Origin of the sequence: Paenibacillus sp. BGI2013 (genome assembly GCF_002843485.1) — a bacterium.
GTDB classification, from domain to species: Bacteria; Bacillota; Bacilli; order Paenibacillales; family Paenibacillaceae; genus Paenibacillus; species Paenibacillus amylolyticus.
The window spans coordinates 116,632-139,568 of record NZ_PJFA01000007.1 but is presented as its reverse complement, the minus strand read 5'-3'; the positions used below and the strand labels follow the sequence as shown (position 1 = coordinate 139,568).

The following is a 22,937-nucleotide window of genomic DNA, read 5'->3' as shown; positions in this document are numbered from 1 at the left end:
TATAAATAAAAGGTTACACTAAGCCATTCTGATTACAGTACCGTCTTCCAATCCGTTATCGGATTGTCTCTGAGTCACCTTTTTTATAAGAAGAAACTAAAGATAATTCACACTGACACTACGATGACAGAACAACCTTCCAATCCCTGTTATCCCCAGATTTTTTTCATTCCCTTTTCTCAAGGGAAAAATCTGTTGATAGCGTATGCTTCCGATGCAGCTTTCTTTCAGAAAGCTTTTAGGGGAACGCTTCGCTTTTTCAGGTTTTTTCTGTCCTCTCCGTTACTGTGTAAATAATTAGTTCCATCTATATATCAGAGATGAATCCGGGATAAACGCGAGCACTTCGCTTCTCCAGATCGGTTCTGTACTCTACATTCAAGTGTGAAAAATATTTTTACTTTATATTGTCCTATATAAAGGTATTCGACGCAAAACGCCCCCGGCATGTAAACCGGAGGCGTATGTGTAAGCCTGTAAATTATTGGTGTTTTTCGATAATTCCTTTGAGCGCATCTTTCGAGTTCAGACCAACCACTTTATCTACCGGTTGACCGTCTTTGAAGAAGATCAAAGTTGGAATGCTCATTACGCCAAAGCGGGAAGCAGATTCCGGATTTTCATCCACGTTAACTTTAGCAATTTTCACTGCATCGCCAACTTCTGTGGACAGCTCTTCCAAGATTGGAGCGAGCATTTTACAAGGACCACACCAAGGCGCCCAGAAATCAACAAGAACCGTTCCTTCGCCTTCTACTTCAGCGTTGAAGGATTGATCGGATACGTTAACAATAGCCATGAAATTGTCCTCCTTATATATACTTACGGTTTATTTTAACCTGTAACGTCGTGAACGACACTTCCAGTATAACACAGGTACGTCAAACTTGTGAATTGAACGCTGCAATGTTCATCTTCCCAACATCAAATCTTCACAATTACAGGATGTGGGATACTAACTGCAAAATCTTTACAAACGCTTTCTTTTCCAAGTATACTAAAATTACTCCGGGTTTCAGCCCCCATACGGGCAAGCTGTTTCCCCATAAGGAGGCAATAACATGGATGCAAATGTGCGGATCAGCGACCCGCGTGAACATGTGAACGAGGAACCCCGCAACGATCTATTTGATCTGATCGCGGGTGTTGCCGGCATGGCCGGCCTGATGACAGTGATCTTTTTCGGTATGGTTATCTTCAAATTCCTCACCGAATAGGACACTCACAGGTCTCACGCAGGACCAGAAAAGCCCGGTTTTCGCAACAATGCGAAAGCCAGGCTTTTTTTGGGACTACTTTAGCTTTTGATTGCAATCAGCTCAGCTTCTAAATCGTAAACTCCACCGATAATTTGAAGATTAACCTTGTCCAGAACCGTTTCGTTCAATTAGATCGGTTTAACGTTTACCGCGCTGATTCTCACCCCGAACGGAGATAACATCCACAAATGGACGAATACGGTCCATCAAACGTTGACCTTTATTCATTTCCTCGCCGTCCCGATTGGTGAAACTAAGATGTTTTTCAAGCCCATCCAGATTGTAATTGGACGTATAAAACGTTGGTTTGCGATTCATCCGATAGTTCAAAATGGACCCCATCACATGATCTCGAACCCAAGGGTTCAAATTCTCTGCCCCGATATCATCAAAGATAAGCAGATCACAACTTTTCAGAATATCCGTCATTTCCTTCAGCTTCTGCCCTTCACTGATCATAGATTTCAGATCCTCCACAAAGTCAGGCATATAGATAATGACACCCGTGTGGCCTGCAACCGCCAGTTCATGCAGCAGATAACACATCAGAAACGTCTTACCCGTCCCGAATGTCCCTTCCAGGAACAGTCCTTGTGGAGACAGTCCGTTCTCCTTGGTCTCGCTAATATACCGAAGCACCTGATTCACAGCCGGAGCACGCATCCGATCCTTGCCCATAATCTCTACATCGTTGTATCCGGCACTGAGCGCACGCTCGTCCACATAGAAACTGCGAATTCGTTGCTTAATGATATGTTCATTTTGCCGGGCGATATGTTTGGAACAAGGTGCTTTTATATCTATGATTTCGGGTTTACCGTTAAAATGTTCTACTTCCAGTTTGCAAAAGTGGCCCTGAAAATCGTTAGGGCAGTTGTCGAGTCCCGGACAATTCGCACAGTTCTTGGAGTCTTTAGCGTACTGAAATAGCTTGCTCAGATCGGTCATGAGCTGTGCATCTTGCAGTTCAGGATGACCTGCGCGGAATTCGCGTACGTACGGATTTTCCATCAATTCCGCCGCAATCCGCCGCGATTGCTCACGAAAGGCAGGGTTCAGCTGCTGAAGCAGTCCTCCCAAGGATTCCATGGCTTCAAGCCCCCTTAATGTTTCAATATAGAATGAACAATGAAGTGTACCCCTGACCATCTTGATGGCATAGGAACTTTCGATCATTTGCAATTCTACTGTTCATTCTATAGAAAAACAACCAATAACTCAACTCATAGATCTGGTAAATAGCGTAACCCTTCCACCACCGTACGTAATGCCTAGTTTAGAGCACACTGCAGTCCTGTACCTTTTATTACGTGGTCAAAAGTCTGTTTTTCGACCTTTTGAACAACCTTTATTAGCGCCGCAAGCCGACAGTAACGATCTCGCATGAGCCTGTCTGTATGGTCCATTCTTTATTGGCAAATGATAATGTCGACGCCTCTTCTATGCTGCGGGCAATAAGCCTTTCGCCCTCTTCCTCCAGGATGTTGCTTTTGTATGCCGTTTCGAATGGCTGTGGATTCGCTTGCGATGCAGCAAACTTCAACGTAGCAGATTCGGTGGTCATATTGAACCAGCGGAGCATCACATCACCGGAATCTTCATTTACCTTGAGTGAAGAAAATGCTAAACCGTCTCCTTGCCATGCAAACGGTGTGTTGCTAGGTGTCAGATAACCCGGGTGTACTTCGGTTTGTGCCAGCGTCCAAGGAACCTGGAACTGATACGCCTCGATATATGCACCTGATGCTGCACCATTGCCATCATGCGGAGTGATCTCGATCTGAAATGTATGTTCACCAAGACATTGTGCTTCCGGTGTCGGGAACAAACCCCAGTCTCCGAGTTCGCCTACCGCACGAAGCAGCGTCACGGCGATGGTGTTGCGTCCATCCTGAAGGACTTCATATTCATTCAGACCCAGATTGGCTACGACCAATCCTGCGTCTTGTTCACTTACATCTACAAAACTCTGTTGATGCTGTGTATTGCTTGGATTTTGCCACTCCGGTGCAGGCTTGTTATCACGTGTTGCAATTTCGAACATGGAATCCACATGATGAACAGCAGATACCAGATCGGTTGGGAAAAGAGAACGCACCCGATGATCCTTCGCCTGATTGTTGAAGGTTGTTTCCATTTGCACTCCTTTTCCACTACGACTGAGGGATACAACCGTGCGAATCTGGAGCGGAATCATCTTCGTTGAACGCTGGGCTTTGCGATGTGGATAATAAATCAGTTCTCGCTGTTCCTGATCCAGCATCTCATCCGCTGACTCCGGTATTTCCCAATGATGAATAACTTCAAACGAGGCCAAGTATGATGTATCCTCAAGAACCCGAATCTCGGCCTGAAGCTCGTGTGTTGTCGATGCAACTTCATTCTCTGGTTGTTTGAACATGTATTCATTGCCGATATCACCCACATTTTCGTATACGCCAAGGTCCTTGTAAGTCCGGCCTGTTCGTTTGTCTGTGATTGTGAATGAACCGTTGTCTGCAATCGTGACGATCATATATTGATTTTCCATACCACGTTCACCACGCAACAGCGAAGTCGTTTTCGAAGGAGTACCACTCTTAGCATCATCCGCAACGTTGATCAATGCATAGGTTTTCAGGCCAAATGCAGCCACATTCTCTGTTTCAAAACGAATACGAACGCGCCGACAGCTATACGGCTGACGGAAGCGATCATCCGGCAGATCATAGCCGAATTGCAGACCCAGATCCTCCACCGTACATGGAATGTGATTACCATCTTCATCTACCAGTATGCGATCTGACAGGTCAACGGCTTTCATCTGTGCCGCCATTTCCTCCAATGTATGTCCATCCCGGAAATACAACCGAGTCGCGTCCAGTTCCATCTGAACTACACCGCTGCGTTCCCACCCCGTTGTATTAAACACTACAACAGGCCGGGCATTTTCGCCGTAACGCTCAAAGATGGAGGTATCGACAGCTGTAGCAATCTGGCTGGTGCTCTCTTCAATTAAAGCCTCTGCTACATGACGGCTCTTATCAAACCGTGTCACCATCTCGCGATGCACCTCATCCACACTGCATCCACAGATGCTGTCATGCGGATGATTTTGCATCAGCGTTTTCCAGGCATACGTCAGTTGATCATGTGGATAGGCATGTCCAAGCAGATAGGCGTAGGATGCCAGGGGTTCAGCCACCTTTTCCAGCATGGTCTGGCCCAGTTGGTTCATCTGTTTCAGATACACACGAGCCGAGGCGGTGTTCACCAAGGTTCCCCAGCCATCGGTACGCTGGCTGCGCAGTTCTCCTTTGACCGTGGACAACTCATGTTCAGAAGATGCTCTCAGAGCCTCCAGATAATCTGGAAAATTCGAGTGAATGAACTCGATATCGGGATGTAATTGTTCAGCCATGCGAATCGCTTCTGGCAGATCTCGCTGAATCGGCTGGTGATCACATCCGTTCATGTACAACAACTCATTGGTCGATGCATATTTCTCGGCATCTGCAAGCTTGGTTTCCCAGAACTTGCGGGCCGATTCCTCGTCTACAGGAACTTCATTTCCGTTGGAGTACCAGTTGGCAAACAATACGCCGAGCACTTTTGATCCGTCTGGTCCTTCCCACATCAGCTCCGAGAAGCTTGATTCATATCCGGCATCCGATACCGTATTGTTAAATCCCGTCGGCTTCACACCACGTCCAAAAAACACATTATCAATGCCTGATTGCTGCATCAGCTGTGGAGTCTGCCCGACCAATCCAAATGTATCGGGAAAGTAACCAATTTTCGAAGGGGTGCCGTAACGTTTGGCGTCCTTATGTCCAACCTGCATGTTGCGCACATTGGCTTCTCCGCTCGTCAGAAACGCATCCTGCAAAATGTACCATGGTCCAATCACAATCCGCCCATTGCGGATATGCTTCTCCAGTCGTTCTTTCTGCTCCGGTCGAACCTGAAGATAATCTTCGATGATAATCGTTTGTCCATCCAAATAAAAGCTTTTATAGTCCGATCCCTCATCCAGCTGATCCAACAGTGAATCGACGAGCTGAATGAGTCGCATATGATGCTTCTCATACGGCAAGTACCATTCCCGATCCCAGTGGGTATGCGAAATAATATGTGCTCTCTTTTTCTTGGTCATCGTGTTATCCCACCTCTTTCATCTTGTTGTACAATCTCAACCTCATCAGGGCGATACACGCCATTCAGCTTACCGGAAGCATCTGTCGCAAACAGCACCGAACGATTTTTCTCCAATTGGAACGAATACGATACACCTGTACGTTGATCTCTCACGTGAACTTCATGGTTCAAGGAAAATTCCGATACAAATACATACAGATTTCCTTTTGGAAAACTCAGCTTCCGGCCATAGATCCCTGCGATATCTCCGCCAGATATCCATTCCAACTCCTGTTCGATGCCCGAAATCTCGGTTGCATAACGATACAATTCAGCAAGTGGCTCGTCCCGTCCATTTAACTCGAGCGGCAGTGGAGTCCAGATTAATTTCCCTTTACCCAAAGGCAAAACGGTTACTTCATCTGCTGTACCTTTATCCCCATGAAGCAACGTCTCCTTTGCCACCTCGGCGATACGACGCCGTCCATAGGTCACACGGTGATTCACGCCATTAATATTCAGCAGTTCTTCCCGCTGCACGTTACCCAGACTGCGTTTGCCGACAATATGATCTGCCCGGTCAGTTGCCTTCCAGTATGCATCCAGTCCCAGTGGTCCAGTGATGAGCAGACTTGTACCTGTCTTCTCCGCAAACGTGAGCAATTGTTGAAGTGCATCGCTGTCCATATTATGCGGACTCGGTACGATGATCAGTTTCGGTGGCTGCTGCTCCAACGCTTCCAGATGATATTCGGATAACGCACGGAATGGCAATTTCAGATCATAGGACATTACACGAGTCAGCTTTGTTGTAGCATCATAGGCCAGGGCACGGTTGGAGAAGTCATTGGAATACGGGAACACGACTGCAATATCCTCCAGCTCGCGGTCTTCAAAGAGATCACGAATGCCATGCATGAATCGGCCAAAATCATAAGACACATCTGCCTCTGGTTTCTCCGTACCATCTGCACGCAAGGCTCCGATATGAGACTCATTGGCATTATCCATATAAAAGTTGGTGTTCCAGATCCATTGCACCGCTCCTGCGCCGCCTGTCGAGAACGCATAGGCGTACTTGCATTCGAGAATGCCACGAAGCTCTTCTTCCGTACGTTTGGCTCGTCCATCCGGGGTTTCCACATACATGATGCCCGTCTCCTGAATGAGATTTGGTTTATGTGGCGTTTTAGCGAAAATGCCATCCCAGATCAGATCATCGTTTAACCACCAGGAATGCACCGTTGTATAATCCACTTCACGTTCATAGAAGAAAGGCGAAGGACGCTGTGCACCAAGGGCTTCGTCCTGTCCCACAGTAACCAGATGATTCGGTACCAGATCCTTGATCGTACCTACAAGCTCTCTTGCCCAAACATTGTGCATCTCCATAGAGAAGAGACAGTAATCGAGCCAGCGTGTTCCCTTTTTGGCCTTGTGCATGTCCTGTACATCAAAATTAATCTCTTCCGCCTCCGGGATCACTGCGGCTGCAAAGTTGGGGAGCTGCTTCGGCGACATGTTCCATGCCTCCTGCAACGCTTCAATCGTCTCATGACGCTGCTGAAGCCAAGCGATATAAGCCTGCTGTTCATACGAATCCCTCGCCGAGCGTGGGCCAGCTGAGAAGATACGTACTGGATCGAACATCGATGGCTCATTAATCAGATCCCAGTCCACATGTGTTGTATGCGTGTGACGACTGACGATGCTGCGGATGAAACGTTTCTGTGCTTCGACACTCTGCGGGTCCAAATACGGATTCGTGCCTTCCCATGTCTCTGGTGTAAAGGAGAAGAAAGTGAACGTGACCTGTAAGCCGTGGCGTTTCGCCGTTAAAATAAATGCATCAATGGCACGAAGCACATCCTCTGCCATATGTCCGTCCACCTGCATCATGTTGCGATAGGCGGTCCAGATTCCGGTCCGAATCCAGTTGATTCCTGCTTTCGCCATCTGAGCCATATCTCGATCCCAAACATCTACGTTCGGCAAAAACAGAAATTTCCGTGCCACGTCGGAGGTCATGTAGGTCATGCCCACAACTGGGAGAGGACGTCCGTCTTTTACAAAATAGTCCCTGCTGCGGGTAATCACTTCCCCTTCTGCCAGCAGTGCAGCATCCTGTCCCCAGAAGCCTTGACGCAAGGTCCGAACTTCACCGTCAGGAGCCTGCGCCTGGCATACGATCCGATACAGCCCACTTTCAATGGATACCGGGAGAAGTATACGTTCGAAACGCTGCTCACCGGAAAGTTCCATCTCCAGTCGATGGCTCCATACCTTCTCCGTCGTGCCACTTGTGCGATCTTCATGCTCGACTGTTATGTCGAATGCCCACAGCTCGGACTCGGTAAGTCTGTTCCCTGCTCGCTGTAAAATCTGGCCTTGAAGTGTGAGTATAGCCCGCTCATCTGGCTCATACGAAGCATAATTCGTTTTGAGGGATAACTCAGTTACACCTTGCGCACAGAATTGCGCCCATTTCACAATCTCGGCAGCGCCATCCTGCGTCCAGAATGAGGTGGTCAGCGGCAGATGTACAAACATCCAGCGTGAACCTACGAAAGTCCCGCGCGAGTTTTCCCACAGAACGACCGGAGCGGCGACACTGCGCCCGTCTTTACTCATGCCACGAAGCAATGGATAAATCTGCGTACTCATCGGTCCTGATGACCCCATCTGGTGGGGCAGATCACTTGTTTTGGTTGTATGTGGAACCAGATTCCATGTATCTGCCTTCTCAAACAGCCCCTCTTTCCCAGTGAGAAGCGGGATCTGTTCGGATGAAGTGTACGATTGCACATTGGCAGAAGATACGTTCAGTGCCTCATGAATATAGAGTTCCTGATGATACGCGGTCTGCTCGGACTCTACAACCCATGCCCCATTTTCATATCGAACCGGACGTTTGAAGGGCGCACCACCAACACTAATCAGGCTCCCGCCCTGATGCAGGTAAGCTGCAATTTCCGTCCAGGCGAACTTAGGGAAATAGGGTGCATGCAGATTCACCAGACATCCTTCACCTGCTGTGGTCTTCAAAGCCTCTGCAAGTTCTTCAGCGTTTACAACGGTGATCTCTTCTACTGCTTTCCATGCATTCAGAGCCTGCTCAGTTGGAAAAGTACCATCCAAAGGAAACGTAGAGTCAGCGAAGATAATCAGCTTTTTATCATTAGGTTGGATACTCATAACAGGCCATCCTTCATGGATTTATAGACCAACTGGGAGAACAGGCTGTTGGACCATGCAAACCATTTTCGTGTAAAAATCGTTGGATCATCGGCGTGGAAGCCTTCATGCATATAACCCGTATCTGCATCTGTCGCTTCGAGCATGCGAATAATCTCCAGTTTCTCCTCGGCAGACTGCGCAGTCAGTCCTTGCATGGACAATCCCATATGCCAGATGTAATCTGGTGGGGTGTGAGGGCTACCAATCCCTTTGGCAACCTTGCCTTCATAATAGAACGGGTTCTCTTTGCTCAGGGCAAAACGGCGCGTATTCTGGTAGATCGGATCATCCGCTGTGACGTAACCCAGATATGGAATGGACATAAGTCCCGGTGTACCCGCATCGTCCATGAGACAGTGGTTGCCATAACCGTCCGTCTCGTACGCATAAATCGGTCCAAATTCCGGATGACGATAAATCCCGTACAACTGAATGCCGTGATCCACATCCTGCTCCAGATCCTTCAATTCCTGCAAAAGTTCCATATCCCGGAACACCCACTCGGCAAACTCCTGCATTTGACGCAGAGCGACAACCGCGAACATGTTGCCAGGGATATTGTAGTGGAAATCACACGCATCATCACTGGAACGGAAACCGGACCAGATCATACCCGTGTAGTTGACTGGCATACCTTTTCCGTGATTGCGCAGGGAATCTGTTGGGATGCCGTTATTACGAGTAAAGCGATATGGAGATTGTTCCATGTGATGCTGTTCGACTTTGAACAGGTCCACAATTTTACGCATCGCTGCCTTGAAGCTTGAATCGAAAATGTCGGTCAGCTCGGTTTCCTTCCAATATAAATACGCCAAACGTACAACAAAACATAATGAGTCAATCTCAAATTTGCGTTCCCACACCCAAGGCGACATCTTGGTTTCGTCCGTGGTGTTCCAATGCCAGTCGTTAGCAGTCTCATTGAAGGCATTGGCATATGGATCGATGTGAACATACTGGATATGACGTTTGATCAGCCCGCCAATAATGCGTTGCAGGTCCTCGTCTTCTTTTGCAAACGGAATGTAATGTACCACCTGCTCCACGGAATCACGCAGCCATGAAGCCGGAATATCCCCTGTGATAACAAAAGTCGTACCGTCCTCCATCAACTTGGTTGTTGTTTCGATGGTGTTGGGGAAGCAGTTTTTGAATAATTGAAGCAGTTTTGGTCGGTGAGCCAGTTTCTGTTCTGCTTCTTCGAGCACAGCCTGAATGGATTGTGGCAAAGCAACCGGTGGCATGGGTATTTTGGGTAATCTGAACTGTTCCATGGATGAGTGCAACTCCTTAAACAAATTGAATGGTGTAGCTATACAGGATAAAACAAAAAATTTACACGGGACCACTGCGCGGTCAGAAATATCCTCCGATCGCTGTTATCCCCAGATTTTTTTGATTCCCTTTTCTAAAGGGTAAAATCTGGGGATAGCGTATGCTTCCGATGTAGCTTTCTTTCAGAAAGCTTTTAGGCGAACGCTTCGCTTCTTCTGGTTATTTCTGTCCTCTCCGTTAACGTGTGAATAAAGAGCTGGACATATATAGCTCAAAAATTTTCAAAAAGGTTTACCGCAGTAACACGGTTTGTATTTGGTAAGGTTTAAAAGATAATGTAATCTGGCCATTGGTATGGGCCAGTGGTTGGACCGGTTCTTCCAGTGCGTTGGAGTGATACGCCTGTTCAAAGGCATGTGGCCATTGCAATGTGATGTTTTCGCGTTTGCCTGATGATTCATAGAAACGAAGGACTGTTCCGTGCCCATCCTCTGCCAATTTGACGGTATCTAGAATCACGTGGCTACTGTTGAAGTTAATCCAGGAGCCTGTTGCTGGACGTACAGGTGCCGCAATTGCAGTTGCATCTGCAATTGGATCGACTCCAGTCCCTGTGCTTGGCTGCACCTGCTCTATCTGCTGCTCTTGTTGTATCTGGCCCTTTTGTTGCACTTGTTTCACTTGCTGTACTGTCACCTCATGATTCAGCTCGGCAGCCTGACGTACGGTGTGTGCAGTTCGCCAGTCTCCGTCGTGAGGGTAGAGGGAATAGGTGAATTCATGTTCTCCCAGATCGGCTGTGCGATCAGGCCATTTCGGTGCACGCAGCAAGGACAAACGAATGGTGCTGCCCTGCACGTCATACCCGTACTTGCAGTCGTTGAGCATGCTCACGCCGTATCCATATTCGGAGACATCCGCGAAGCGGTGTCCACAGACTTCATACTGGGCTTGTTCCCAGCTTGTGTTGCGATGTGTTGGGCGTTCCAGTGAGCCAAATGGAATTTCAAATGTGGCCTTGGAGGTCACCACATCAATCGGGAAACCAACTTTTAGAAGTTTGTGATTCTCGTTCCAGTTCACCTGTGTCTGGAAATCAATTCGCCGTGAGTCATGATAAAAGACGATATCTTGTGTAATCACCGATTGATGTAGCTTCCAGCGGAAGCGCAGGACATCTTTCGTTGAACCCGCCAGCACCAGCTTTTTCTCCAAAAGTTCCACTTCGCCAGCAATCTGTTCTTCATAACGACTGTCGATATCCCATGCATCCCAAAGCGTTGGACGATCGTGGAAGAAGTGAAGTTGATTTCCTCGTTCACCCGGCTTCAGCATCTCACGCTCTGCGGTTTTATCCCACAGACGGGTGATCTCCCCACGTTCGTTGAACTGCACATGATAAAAGGCAGTATCCCATGTATCATTAAAGGTTGTTTGTGCGGCAAGGTTCTTCATTTCCCGTACATTCGTTTCCCTTGTATTTTCCGGTACCAGCCAAATCGTCTTATATCCAAACGCCGGAATGTCTGTCACGAGAATAGACATGTTGCCATCCTCCCGATCCATCCGCAAGCGCTGGTCTTCTTCATCGATGCCGTAGCGATCCAAGCCCTCCTGCACAGGAAGTTGAACGACTGCACTCCGTTTCCAGCCCAGGCTGTTGAATACAACATAGGCTACTGAACCTTCTGGTCCCTCTGTATTGATACCCGTTGTCAATGCTGCAATGCCTTGATCCAGTCCGGTTCTGCCTAATTCAAATACCTGTACATATTCCTCATTCGAAGTGACGTAGGACTCCGTAATCGCCGATCCCGGTATAATATCGTGGAATTGATTCAGCAAAATTAATTTCCAGCCTTCATGCAGATTCGAACGCACTTCAGCTTCTGCATCTGCCTCCATATCTGGCAGAGCGAGTGTATTCCACAGCTCAGCTTCTCGATACAGAACCTCCGCTTTCCGGTTGTTACGCTTATTGCGCGCATGGGTCGTATAGGTTCCCCGATGTAACTCCAGATACAGATCGCCATGCCACTTCGGAAGTACAGGTTGCTCCTTTTCAATTCCGGCAAAGAAAGCTCCAGCTGTGCTATATCGGCTCGCAGGCTGACCTACCATCAGGTCTGCGCGATCCACATACTCCAGCATCTCGCGTGTTACGCCACCGCCGCCATCTCCGTGTCCGTATAGAAGCATATGCTCCGGATGAGCCGCTTTCTCACGGTAGGACTGCCAGTGATCATGAATGTCCTTCGGCAACGTATGCTCGTTAACACCATGATTGAGGTAGGACAGGATCGGTGTGCCGTCAATGCCCACCCAGTGGAAGAGATCGTATGGAAACACATTTGTGTCGTTCCATCCGAGCTTTGTTGTCATGAAATATTCCACATTGCCATGCTTCAAAATCTGTGGCAGGGAGGCACAATACCCAAACGTATCCGGCAACCATTCAATCTGTGATGTCTTGCCAAACTCCTCCATATAGAAACGCTGACCATATAACATCTGGCGAATCAGGGACTCCCCGCTTGGGATGTTCAGATCCGGCTCAACCCACATGCCGCCAACCAGTTCCCAGCGGCCTTCTACAATCCGCTGCTTCACCCGTGCGTACAGCTCGGGATCATGCTCCTTCAGAAACGCATATAGTAAGGGTTGGCTCTGGGAATAAACATAGTCCGGATATTCATTCATGAGTGTATCCACGGTGGAGAAAGTACGGCTCGTTTTGCGTACCGTCTCACGTACAGGCCACAGCCAGGCAATATCAATATGGGACTGTCCCACCATATGCTCCAGACCTTCCGCGTTTCCGCCAATCTCACGCACATGATGCTTCAGATTATTCTCAATCTGACGAATACCCTCTCCCTGCTCAATCTCTTCTGCTGACATGCCTACAAATTGATCCATCGCACGATACACCAGTTCTAACAGGCGAACCCGCCGAAAGTCACTTTCCGGTAGCAACACAGCCGAATCACGGACAATAATGACGGTATACATCAGACTACGAACCGCTTCATTGGGTCTCACCAGCAAGCTCGTAATTGATGTGATTGGCGGCTGAATAACCGCCTGTTGATTCAACGGGTCTACAGGTTCAGGTACCGGATCAAACATCTCGATCTCCAGTTCTGGAGCGTTTCCGACTTTGGATGGATCAAGCGTGACGTAGGTATGATTGCGGTCCAGACCCTGATAAGAGTGCCCATTTACCCGAAGCAAGCCTTCTCCGCCTGTCTCAAATACAAGCCCATAAGGTGTTTGCTGCCATGTAGCAGGAATCTCCAAACGTGTTCTAAAGAAATAAGTCGTACCCTGTTTACTCGGAAAACGATCAAAATCTTGGCCTTCCGGGTACTCACCCTGATCCTCATACTGTCCTGGCACATTATAATAAGCGCGGGTAATGCCCCAGCTGCGCAGCTGTATTTGCTCCAGCCACTGATGTTCGGACAACTCGCGAATAAATCGTCTGATACGTTCCATCGTCTTACGCCTCCCTTACGGTCAGTTCGGCTATTTGCGTATCGTTTACGCTGCTGCCGATATGAATATGGAATTGTCCAGGTTCAACGACAGGCTTCAAATCACGACCAATATACTGCAGCTGCTCGGCTCCGATTCGGAATTCCACGGTCTGTGTCTCTCCTGGCTCCAGGTTCACTTTTGCAAACCCCTTCAGTTCCTTGGCCGGACGAGTTAGTGAGCTGACCATGTCAGAGATGTACATCTGTACAACTTCTGCACCTGCATAACGGCCAGTGTTGGTCACATTCACCGATACCGAAACCATATCACCAGCTGTCATGGATGCAGCACTCAACTGCGGTTCACTGTACTCATATGTGGTATAACTCAGTCCGTATCCAAATGCATAACGTGGCTCCAAATCCTCTTCCAAATACCTTTTGCCTCGGGACCGTTTGCCGTTATAGTAGATCGGTAACTGACCGACATGCTTCGGAATGGAGATCGTCAATTTACCCGATGGATTCACATCACCGAATAAAATATCTGCAATGGCACGACCGCCCTCTTGACCCGGATACCACGCCTCCAGAATTGCATCGGCATGTTCATCCACCCAAGGTTCAGTGATGGGACGACCATTAATGTAAACAACGACAAGTTTTTTGCCGAGCTTGTGAATCTCCTGAATAAGTTCCAACTGTACTCCGGCAAGATCCAACGTCATCCGGTCGATCCCTTCGCCACACTCCATATCATTCCAGGAGTTATCCGACACATTGGAAGCCCCCGTCTTCAGATCAATTGTTCCTTCTCCAAAGTCACGTGCACTTGAGCCGCCAACCACCATAATGACCGTATCCGCTTGACTGGCAACTTCGATCGCACGCTCGAATCCTTCTTTCGAATCACCTTTGATCCGGCAGCCTGGTGCATAAAGAACCTGATCTGTACTGCTGTCACCAGTCAAAGCACCAACAGAACTCTTCTCCGTTTGCCCATCCACATGATTAGCCAGCTTAATGCGAATCCCATCTAGTACCGTCGCCACTTTCGACTTCGGTTGCGGAGATGTGTAATCGCCCAGTTGATTGTAGGCCTGATCCGCATTTGGGCCGATCACGGCAATCCGGCCCACATTTGCTAACGAGAGAGGTAACGTGTCAGCCTCATTTTTGAGAAGTACAACCCCTTCCGCAGCCAACTGGCGTGCCAGTTGAATATGCGCTTCACTTCCAATTACTTCTGCTGCCCGATCGGCATCCACATAAGGATGTTCGAATAAGCCCAGTCTGAACTTCAAGGCCAGCACGCGAGAGGTAGCCTGATCCAGAACCTGCATATCAAGTTTGCCTTCTGCCACCGCCTGCACCAGATATTGCCCAAACATCTCACCGGACATTTCCATATCGATGCCTGCCTCAATCGCCTGTACGGAAGCTTCCATTCCATCTGCCGCGACATCATGCCCACTTGCTAGCATGTTGATCGCACCACAATCCGTAATGACCAGACCGTCAAAGCCCCAATCCTTACGCAAAACATCTTCCAGCAATTCCGTATTCACGGTGCAAGGCGTGCCATCAATTTCGTTATATGCTGGCATGATCGACGCAGCGCCCGCTTCCACCGCTTTGCGGAATGGATAGAGATCCACTTCCAGCAGCTCGCGCCAGCCCATATGTACAGGCCCTGCATTACGTCCGCCTTCTGAGCTGCCATAACCAACAAAATGTTTCAGCGTTGCCGCTACTGTATCTCCACGGTCAAGACTTTCACCCTGAAGCCCTTCTACGGAAGCAACTGCCAGCTCTCCAATGAGAAACGGATCTTCACCGAAACATTCCTCCGTACGTCCCCAGCGCGGATCACGCACAACATCCAGTACCGGAGAATAGGTGACCGCACCACCTTGAGCACGTGTCTCCCGTGCTACTGCCCGGCACATCTCCCGATACAGATCCACATTCCAGGTGCTCCCCAGTAAAAGAGGGACAGGATAGACCGTTCCGTCAATAGCCATATGACCATGCGAGCACTCTTCCCCGATCAGAATGGGAATCCCCAGTCTGGAATGTTCTATTGCATAACGTTGAATCAGATTGACCGCCTCAGCGCCTTCTCTGGCGGATAGTCCATTTTCCAGCGTAACGCCCGTCCACGGATCTGCGCGAAGTGCACCATAGAGGGAGCCGATGCCCCCATTTTCCACTTGCTGTTTAAAGGATTCGTTTAACGTGATGTTCCCTTGATCATTCGTATAGGTCTGCCAGCCAAATGGCTGCGTAAGTTGACCTACCTTTTCTTCCGTAGTCATCAGGCTAAGCAGGTGTTGTACCCGTTCCTCTACGGATTTGCTTTGGTCCTTATAAGTCATCAATCTGCATCTCTCCAATCCTATAACGTGATCCGGTTATTCTTTGACCGCGCCCACCGTCAGACCCTGTACAAAATAACGCTGGAAGAACGGATAAGCGAATATAATCGGCAACGTAGCAAGCACAACCATCGCCATTCGGGACGTATCCTGCGGAATGGACTGCATGGCTGCCAGACTCATCGAACTGTTAGCAGAGTTCTGCTGGATAAATTGGATACTCGACTCAATCCGCATTAACATAGATTGCAGTGGTACCAGATTCGGATTATCGATGTATAACAGCGCATTGAACCAATCATTCCAGTAACCGAGTGTACTGAACAACCCGATGGTTGCCAGTCCCGGCAAGGAGAGTGGAACCACGATTTTCATAAAGGTATAGAACTCACCGGCGCCATCAATCTTCGCCGATTCAATGACTGCATCCGGTACACTGGTGGAGTAGAATGTACGCAGGATCATAATATAGAAGGCGTTCATCGCCAGCGGCAGAATCAGTGCCCATAACGTATCTTTCAACCCAAGCAGCTGGGATACGACCATATAGGTTGGAATCATCCCGCCGTTGAACAGCATGGTAAGAATTGCAAAGATGGAGAAAAATCTCCGATATCTGAAGCTCTTGCGGGAAACCGCATACGCATACAGTGACATGAGAATCAAACTGATAATGGTACCGAGTACCGTCACCAGAATGGTAACTCCATACGCTCGCAGCAGCGTGTCCCCACTCTGCCAGACAAACTGATATGCCGCGAGACTCCATTCTGCCGGAATCAGACGATACCCATCACGGGCCAGTGCTTTCTCGTCTGTAAACGAGATGATAACTACAAATATGAAAGGAAATACACAGATTAGAGCGAATAGACCGGCGATAATGTTCATGATCACGTTCCATCCGTTGGATACGTGGTGGAAGTCGCGTTTTTTAACAAGCCCTGCTTGAGCCATAGTGGTTCACTCCTTTCACTGTCCTAGAATAGGCTGCTGTCTTTATCTACTTTGCGAACAACATAGTTGGAGATAATAACAAGCACAAAGCCCACCACGGATTGATACAATCCCGCTGCTGTACTCATGCCGATCTCACCACTAGTTTTCAAACCTCGATATACATACGTATCAATAACATTGGTCACGGAATAAAGCGTACCCGAATCCCTTGGCACCTGATAAAAGAGTCCAAAGTCGGCATAGAAAATGCGGCCTACGGCCAGCAAGGTCATAATCGTGATGATGGGCGACAGCAACGGAATCGTAATATTGCGAATCTGCTGCCATTTGCTTGCTCCATCAATCATGGCTGCTTCATACAGTGATTTATCAATCCCCAGTATGGAAGCCAGATAGACAACACTGCTATAACCTATGGTTTTCCATAACGCTACGAATACCAGAATATACGGCCAATATTTCGCCTCGGAGTACCACTGAATTGGTTCCATCCCAAACCAGCCGATAATCTGATTCAACATCCCGCGGTCCATGCTCAAGAAGCTGAATGCGAAGTAACCAACGATAACCCAGGAGAGAAAATACGGCAGAAACATGCCGGTTTGATACAGTTTGGCGAGTCGTTTATTCACTAGTTCCGAGAGCAGGATTGCCAATGCTACAGCAAATACCAGTCCCAGGAAGATAATGGCGATGTTATAAAAGAGGGTGTTGCGTGTAATGAGCCATGCGTCACTTGTGCTGAACAGGAATTTGAAATTGTCCCAGCCAACCCATTCACTCTTCATCAGACTTGCCCAGAACCCTTCACGGCTGAACCGATATTCTTTGAAAGCAGCCACTGTACCCACGAGTGGCAAGTAGGAGAAGAAGAAGAACCAGATGGCGCCTGGCAGCACCATGAGCAGCATGACTCGGTTTCTAATCAGGTTTTTCAAAAATGTAGTCATTGTGGAGATCCTCCTTCAGGCTTGAATGAAAAAGGACCGGACGCGATAAGCAGCCGCCCGATCCTTACGATGTACTGTTACTTGTTTTCCGCTCTCCAGGCATCCAGCTGGCTTTGGGCTTCAGCCATTACTTTCTCCAGTCCGGCTTGATTGAACTTCTCAATCACTTGATCCAGATTGGCTGCCGGGTCCAGTGTACCTGTCATCAGTGCTGCCCAATATTGCTCTTTCACGTTCTGTACCGCCGTCAGTTCGGACGATACATTGCTTGCATCAAAGTTAAAGCTGAGGATCGGGGAATTGACACCTTCAGCGTTAAACTTCTTGAACTCATCCCATTTGTTATCCGGGTCATTGCTGTTCAGATAGAGCAGCATGTTGTTCCCAAGGGAGTATGAAGGCATATCGTAGTTTTTCGATTCAGGCAGATTTTCCATATGCGTGTCATCCACTTTTTTGTAGTGTGTGCCCTCAATACCGGAGTCCACCATATTACGCAGCACAGGATCTGTATTCAGCAGGTTCAGGAATTCCATCGCTTTCTCCGGATATTCCGAGTTCGCCGAGATGGCCATAATGGAGCCTTGTACAGATGTATTTGTTATAATTGCTTCACTTGCAGGTGTTGAAACGACTTGATAACCGTAACTTGCAGACCATTGATTGTCCGCGAGCGGCTGAGTCTGTGCACGATCCAGGAACCAGTTGCCCGATGTTGTCAGGTCGTTCGTGGAACCTGTTGTTGCCGCTTCTGCCGATACATAACCAGCCTTGTAGTATTTATGCATCGTAGTAAGTGCTTCTTTCATTTCAGGTGTTTCCAGTATGTTTACAAGCTTATAGTCTGTTGTATCCAGCTTGATTGCCATTGGCAGATTCTGAATGACATAGTCATAAGGCACGTAAGGAACATAGTTTTTATCCATGGCAAATGGTGTTACACTCGCCTCGTTTTCCTTAATTGTTTTGAGCAGAGGCTCCAGACTGTCTAACGTACGAACGCCAGAGATGTCCAACTTGTATTTATCAACCAGCATTTGGTTAAAGCGCCATACCTCTTGTTGTGGCAACTCTTTGTTGGCTGGAATTCCGTAATTGTGTCCATCTACCTTGGAACCGCTGAGGAATGCAGGATCAATGGTCTTGGTAAGATCCTGACCGTATTCAGCAAGCAGGTCATCCAGTTCAAGGAATGCACCTTTTCTGGCATTTTGTACATAATCGAATCCACCAGAAGAAGTGAACAGAATGTCCATTGGCTCACCGGATGCTACGTTAACCTGCATTTTCTGCGGGTAGTCACCCCAGTCAACCATCTTCATCGTTACCGTGGCATTAATTTTCTCTTTGGTATACTTGCTCACTTCTTCCATCACTTTGTTGACGTCTTTCTGAGGGGTACCAATGGTATACCAGATCAACTCTACCGCGTCATCTCCAGCTCCCCCGGATTCTGAAGCATCTTTGCTTCCTCCACAGGCACTAAGAACAAGTGTAACGGCCATTAACAATGCAAGAACGAGTGAGAAGCGTTTTCTTTGTTTACTCATTTCTTTGATCCTCCCTTTTCGTGTTCCCTTAGGCTCTACTTACTAACTGCTTTAACCTTATCGAATGAAAGCATTTACAAAAAGAAGATAAACTTAAGTTTTCGAGGTACAAATTAAAGAGAAATCGTCCTTGGGCAACTTTTTTGTACCTATTTAAATAAATCGCTTACATGAAAGAGACATGCCGGGTAACGTATGCCATGATTTTCTACCATGCCATTCCTGTTCCCGATATGTCTCTTGGCTCTCTGTCCGCATGGTTGGATCTACCCGTCACCGAATTAACCAAACACCTTGAAATCAGTCGGTGAAATCCCCACATATTTGCGGAACTGTTTATAGAAATACCCCGTCTCCCAATACCCCACATTTCGGGCGATCTCATGTACCTTCAGATTGGAATTGCGTAGTTGCTCCTTCGCACGTTCAATCCGGTATTTGTTGATATATTCGGCAAACGTCTCCCCTGTCTCCTTATGGAACAATTGTCCCAAATAGACCGGATGCAGATGATAGTGGGCACCCAGCAGCTTCAAGGAGAGCTCTTCTGCGTAGTGTTTGTCGATATGCTGAAGCACCTGGTTCACAATTGGATTTTTCAGATCCTGCAATAGGGATTGGATCGTCTGCGACCCAACCTGCTGAAGCGCCCGCACGAGTTCATCAAAAGTACCACTGTCCAGTACAAGTTGAAGCCCTTGTTGGTATATGGCAGACTCATCCGAGTGTTTGATGCTCTCCAGTTCCATTTTGAAGCGAATCACAACTTCCAGTGCGGTATTCTGTAACTCCCCAGGTGTAAGCCCATCGCGATGCTGTTCAAAATCCATGCGAATCCGGTCGGCAAGTTGTTCTGTATTGCGGGATAGAATGAGTTTGGCATACTCCCTCCATTCAATGAAAAAGGTCGCCGTTGAACTTCCGCACCTTTCCAGCATGGCATGGTCGATGACTTTAAGGTCGGGATAAATCATCACATACTGGAGTGCTTTTTTGGCCTCCGCATAACTGGTCGGCGCATGGTATAACCCTTTCATCAATCTGCCTGCTCCAATGCGTGCCGCCGGATGGGTTACGGTTATCTCATCAGATAATGCCTGCAATCCATCCATCAACTTCTGTTCCTCGTCACTCGTACCCTGAATATTGGCAATAATGACGATGTCTCCATCGATATCATGAAATACGTTCAGATGGCGTCTGTCTCTCAGCATCTCTTCTACACGTTCAAACATGCCGGGTACTTGCCCTTTGTCACGCAGAATGGCCACAGCAACGTCCGGTGCATCCAGCGAAAGGTTCATGAACTGGGCACGTTCTTCAAATTCAGTAGCTGCAATATGTCCCGTAAGCCATCGATGAAGAATGTTATCTTTCAGAATCTGGATGCCATACGCATCATCGGCTTGAGGTGATACCGTATGATCCAGCTTGGACGCCGTGTTGCTCAGCGTGGATTCCAGTTCCTCTACATTAATCGGTTTGAGCAGATAGTTTTCGATCCCCAATTGCATGCCTTCCTTCAGATATTCGAACTCATTGAAACCACTGAGGATAATGACCTTAAGCTCAGGTTGCACTCGCCTTGCTTCCCGAATCAGATCGAGACCATTCATGAGTGGCATGGATATATCCGTAATCAGAATGTCCACAGGCTGAGAAGAGAGCGCCTGTAACGCTGCTTGCCCATTACCTGCATGGCTCACAATTTCCATACCAAATGAAGACCAATCCACAATATCGTATAAACCTTCAATGATGAATGGCTCATCGTCCACAATAAACACCTTGTACATATTACACACCTGTCCCTTCTGTATGTGGATAACGCACCCTGATTCGTGTTCCTTCTCCGAGGGTGCTCTCTATGGTGATACCGAACTCTGGCCCATACAGGAAGCGCAATCGACTATGGACACTGCGCAGCCCGAACATCTGACCAGACTCTTCAGGACGTTCCAGTTCTTCAAGGATTTCCGTTAGGCGTGCCGGATCAATGCCTTTGCCATTATCTTTGACTTCCACTTGCACCACATCATCTGTCTCTTCCACAACAATGGATAATCGGTTATCCGAACGTTCTGTCTGAATGCCGTGTACAACATAATTCTCAATGATAGGTTGCAGCGAAAGTTTGACCACAGGGTGTTGATAATATGCAGCATCGATCTGGATCGTATATATGAAAATATCCTTGTAGCGGATTCGGAATAATTCCAGATACAAGCGGCAAGCTTCCATCTCATCCTTCAGCGTATAATTTTTCTTTTGCTGTACCAGGCTCTTGAACAATACGGATAAACTATAGATCATCTCGCCAACATCTCTCGCCCCTTGGGATATCGCCCTCATCCGAATCACTTCAAGCGTATTGTAGAGAAAATGAGGGTTGATGCGCGCCTGTAATGCGACCAGCTCGGTCTCCTTCTGTTTGATCTCGGCTTTGTAGACCCGTTCAATATACAGATTCAGCTCATCCAGCATGTCGTTGAAGCTATGTGAGATCTGCCCCAGTTCATCATCTCGCGGATCGTCGATGCGAGCCGTCAAATTTCCATATTTCACTTTTTGGGTGAAGCGGATAATTCGACGGGTTCGTTTGGCAAAGTTAATAATGAAAAATGCCGGAACCAGCACGGCAAACAAAATACATACGATACTGATCGAGATAATGGTATTGCGAATGCCCGCATAGGTTTCAGCCATCTCTTCTACCGGAACGGTGCCAATGACCACATACCCCTGATCGGCGGAGACAAACTTGTTGACGTACATGTTCTGCTCCTTTTTCATTGAATCCATATCCGTCTGATCAAACAGGGAATCGGCCACATTCACGTAGGGATACTTCTTCCCGTAATAATGATTGTTGGAGTCAAATAACACTGTCCCTTTCGCCGATAACACCACGATGTCTCCCTTGAGATTACTCTCGTAGTTATCCAGCGCATTACCGATTCCTTCTGAGTCAAAGAAGACAAGAAATTGGCCCAGATTCCGAAGAGTCTGTGTATTGTTAATCGGTACGCGGATGGAGTAGAGCGCAGGGTCCCATTGATTAATCTCTTTGCGAATCCAGTAGTTGGGTGCACTGATATTGGGCGTTTCCATCGCCATCACGTCCGGAATATAGGAATGAGCTACATTGGCGTCCAGCTTGCGGAACTGCTTGTGTTGATTAAAGGTAGACAGATCCTGCTGCTCAGCGCTATACAACATGAGTTGGTTAATCTGCGAATTACGATCCATAATGTTCTGAAAATGTTTCAATACATCGGCCGAATAGTCATCCTGATTAGCATAATATCCATTGGTCATGTGCTGAACATATTCAGCGTACGAATGATTCATCAGATAAGTAATGTTAGCGGACAGCGCCTCATTCTGATGCATATCCCTCACCATGTTTTGTACCGATTCATACTGCCGATGAATGTACCGGTCCACATGTTCCATCGCCGCTTTCTGGATCGCCAGTTCCCGGCGAATCGTGGAGTCGGACACCGACAGGAAGATGATATAAGACAATGTAATGATCGTGACAATCGATATCATCGAGAAGATCAGGAGCATTTTCATAAACATATTATTTTTGAAGAAATTATTGTAAACGCTAACAATTTTCAATTCGCATGTTCCCTCCGATGCTGGTTTCCTGACTTGAATTATATCATCAGGCTTCTGACATTAACTTGTCACCTGCAACTTTTCTTTAGTTTATATCTGTGTTTCT

Annotated in this window: 13 protein-coding genes; 1 reads left to right on the top strand and 12 read right to left on the bottom strand. The window is 47.7% G+C overall.

The genetic code is table 11. The features are described from left to right. Positions 1-481 precede the first annotated feature (481 nt). Positions 482-799, bottom strand: coding sequence for a thioredoxin (trxA, locus tag CXK86_RS18625; protein ID WP_036605788.1), 318 nt, complete (start codon positions 797-799; stop codon positions 482-484). A gap of 262 nt (positions 800-1,061) precedes the next feature. Between trxA and CXK86_RS18620 the strand changes: the two genes are divergently transcribed. Further along, positions 1,062-1,217, top strand: coding sequence for a hypothetical protein (locus CXK86_RS18620; RefSeq protein ID WP_017692450.1), 156 nt, complete (start codon positions 1,062-1,064; stop codon positions 1,215-1,217). 180 nt (positions 1,218-1,397) lie between these two features. Here the strand turns inward: CXK86_RS18620 and dnaI are convergent, their stop codons facing one another. The 11 genes from dnaI to CXK86_RS18565 all read right to left on the bottom strand — a co-directional run bounded on the left by dnaI (position 1,398) and on the right by CXK86_RS18565 (position 22,831). After that, positions 1,398-2,348, bottom strand: a complete 951-nt coding sequence (dnaI, locus tag CXK86_RS18615) for a primosomal protein DnaI (RefSeq protein WP_036605787.1) — start codon at positions 2,346-2,348, stop codon at positions 1,398-1,400. A gap of 262 nt (positions 2,349-2,610) precedes the next feature. Next, positions 2,611-5,394, bottom strand: coding sequence for an alpha-mannosidase (locus tag CXK86_RS18610; RefSeq protein WP_076253247.1), 2,784 nt, complete (start codon positions 5,392-5,394; stop codon positions 2,611-2,613). Further along, positions 5,391-8,570 (bottom strand): beta-galactosidase, encoded by a 3,180-nt coding sequence (locus tag CXK86_RS18605; protein WP_076253246.1) that lies wholly within the window; start codon positions 8,568-8,570, stop codon positions 5,391-5,393. Before CXK86_RS18605 ends, CXK86_RS18610 begins: the two co-directional genes overlap by 4 nt. Then, positions 8,567-9,886 carry a glycoside hydrolase family 125 protein gene (locus tag CXK86_RS18600; protein ID WP_076253245.1) on the bottom strand — a complete coding sequence of 440 codons (1,320 nt, stop codon included), beginning with the start codon at positions 9,884-9,886 and terminating at the stop codon, positions 8,567-8,569. Before CXK86_RS18600 ends, CXK86_RS18605 begins: the two co-directional genes overlap by 4 nt. A gap of 292 nt (positions 9,887-10,178) precedes the next feature. Continuing rightward, positions 10,179-13,385: an alpha-mannosidase gene (locus tag CXK86_RS18595; protein ID WP_076253244.1), complete on the bottom strand. Its 3,207-nt coding sequence runs from the start codon at positions 13,383-13,385 to the stop codon at positions 10,179-10,181. A 4-nt stretch (positions 13,386-13,389) separates the two neighbouring features. After that, the gene (locus tag CXK86_RS18590; RefSeq protein ID WP_076253243.1) at positions 13,390-15,744 is read right to left on the bottom strand and encodes a glycoside hydrolase family 3 N-terminal domain-containing protein; all 2,355 of its coding nucleotides are present in this window, start codon (positions 15,742-15,744) and stop codon (positions 13,390-13,392) included. Between the two features lie 36 nt (positions 15,745-15,780). Next, positions 15,781-16,701 (bottom strand): carbohydrate ABC transporter permease, encoded by a 921-nt coding sequence (locus CXK86_RS18585; protein ID WP_036605781.1) that lies wholly within the window; start codon positions 16,699-16,701, stop codon positions 15,781-15,783. Between the two features lie 23 nt (positions 16,702-16,724). Then, complete coding sequence (locus CXK86_RS18580; protein WP_036605780.1) at positions 16,725-17,654, bottom strand: ABC transporter permease; 930 nt, start codon at positions 17,652-17,654, stop codon at positions 16,725-16,727. A gap of 77 nt (positions 17,655-17,731) precedes the next feature. Continuing rightward, the gene (locus CXK86_RS18575; RefSeq protein WP_036605779.1) at positions 17,732-19,204 is read right to left on the bottom strand and encodes an ABC transporter substrate-binding protein; all 1,473 of its coding nucleotides are present in this window, start codon (positions 19,202-19,204) and stop codon (positions 17,732-17,734) included. 281 nt (positions 19,205-19,485) lie between these two features. Then, positions 19,486-21,000: a response regulator transcription factor gene (locus CXK86_RS18570; RefSeq protein WP_076253242.1), complete on the bottom strand. Its 1,515-nt coding sequence runs from the start codon at positions 20,998-21,000 to the stop codon at positions 19,486-19,488. Position 21,001: 1 nt separating this feature from the next. Further along, a complete protein-coding gene (locus CXK86_RS18565) occupies positions 21,002-22,831 on the bottom strand; it encodes a sensor histidine kinase (RefSeq protein WP_076253241.1) in 1,830 nt (609 codons plus the stop codon). Between the last annotated feature and the right edge of the window lie 106 nt (positions 22,832-22,937).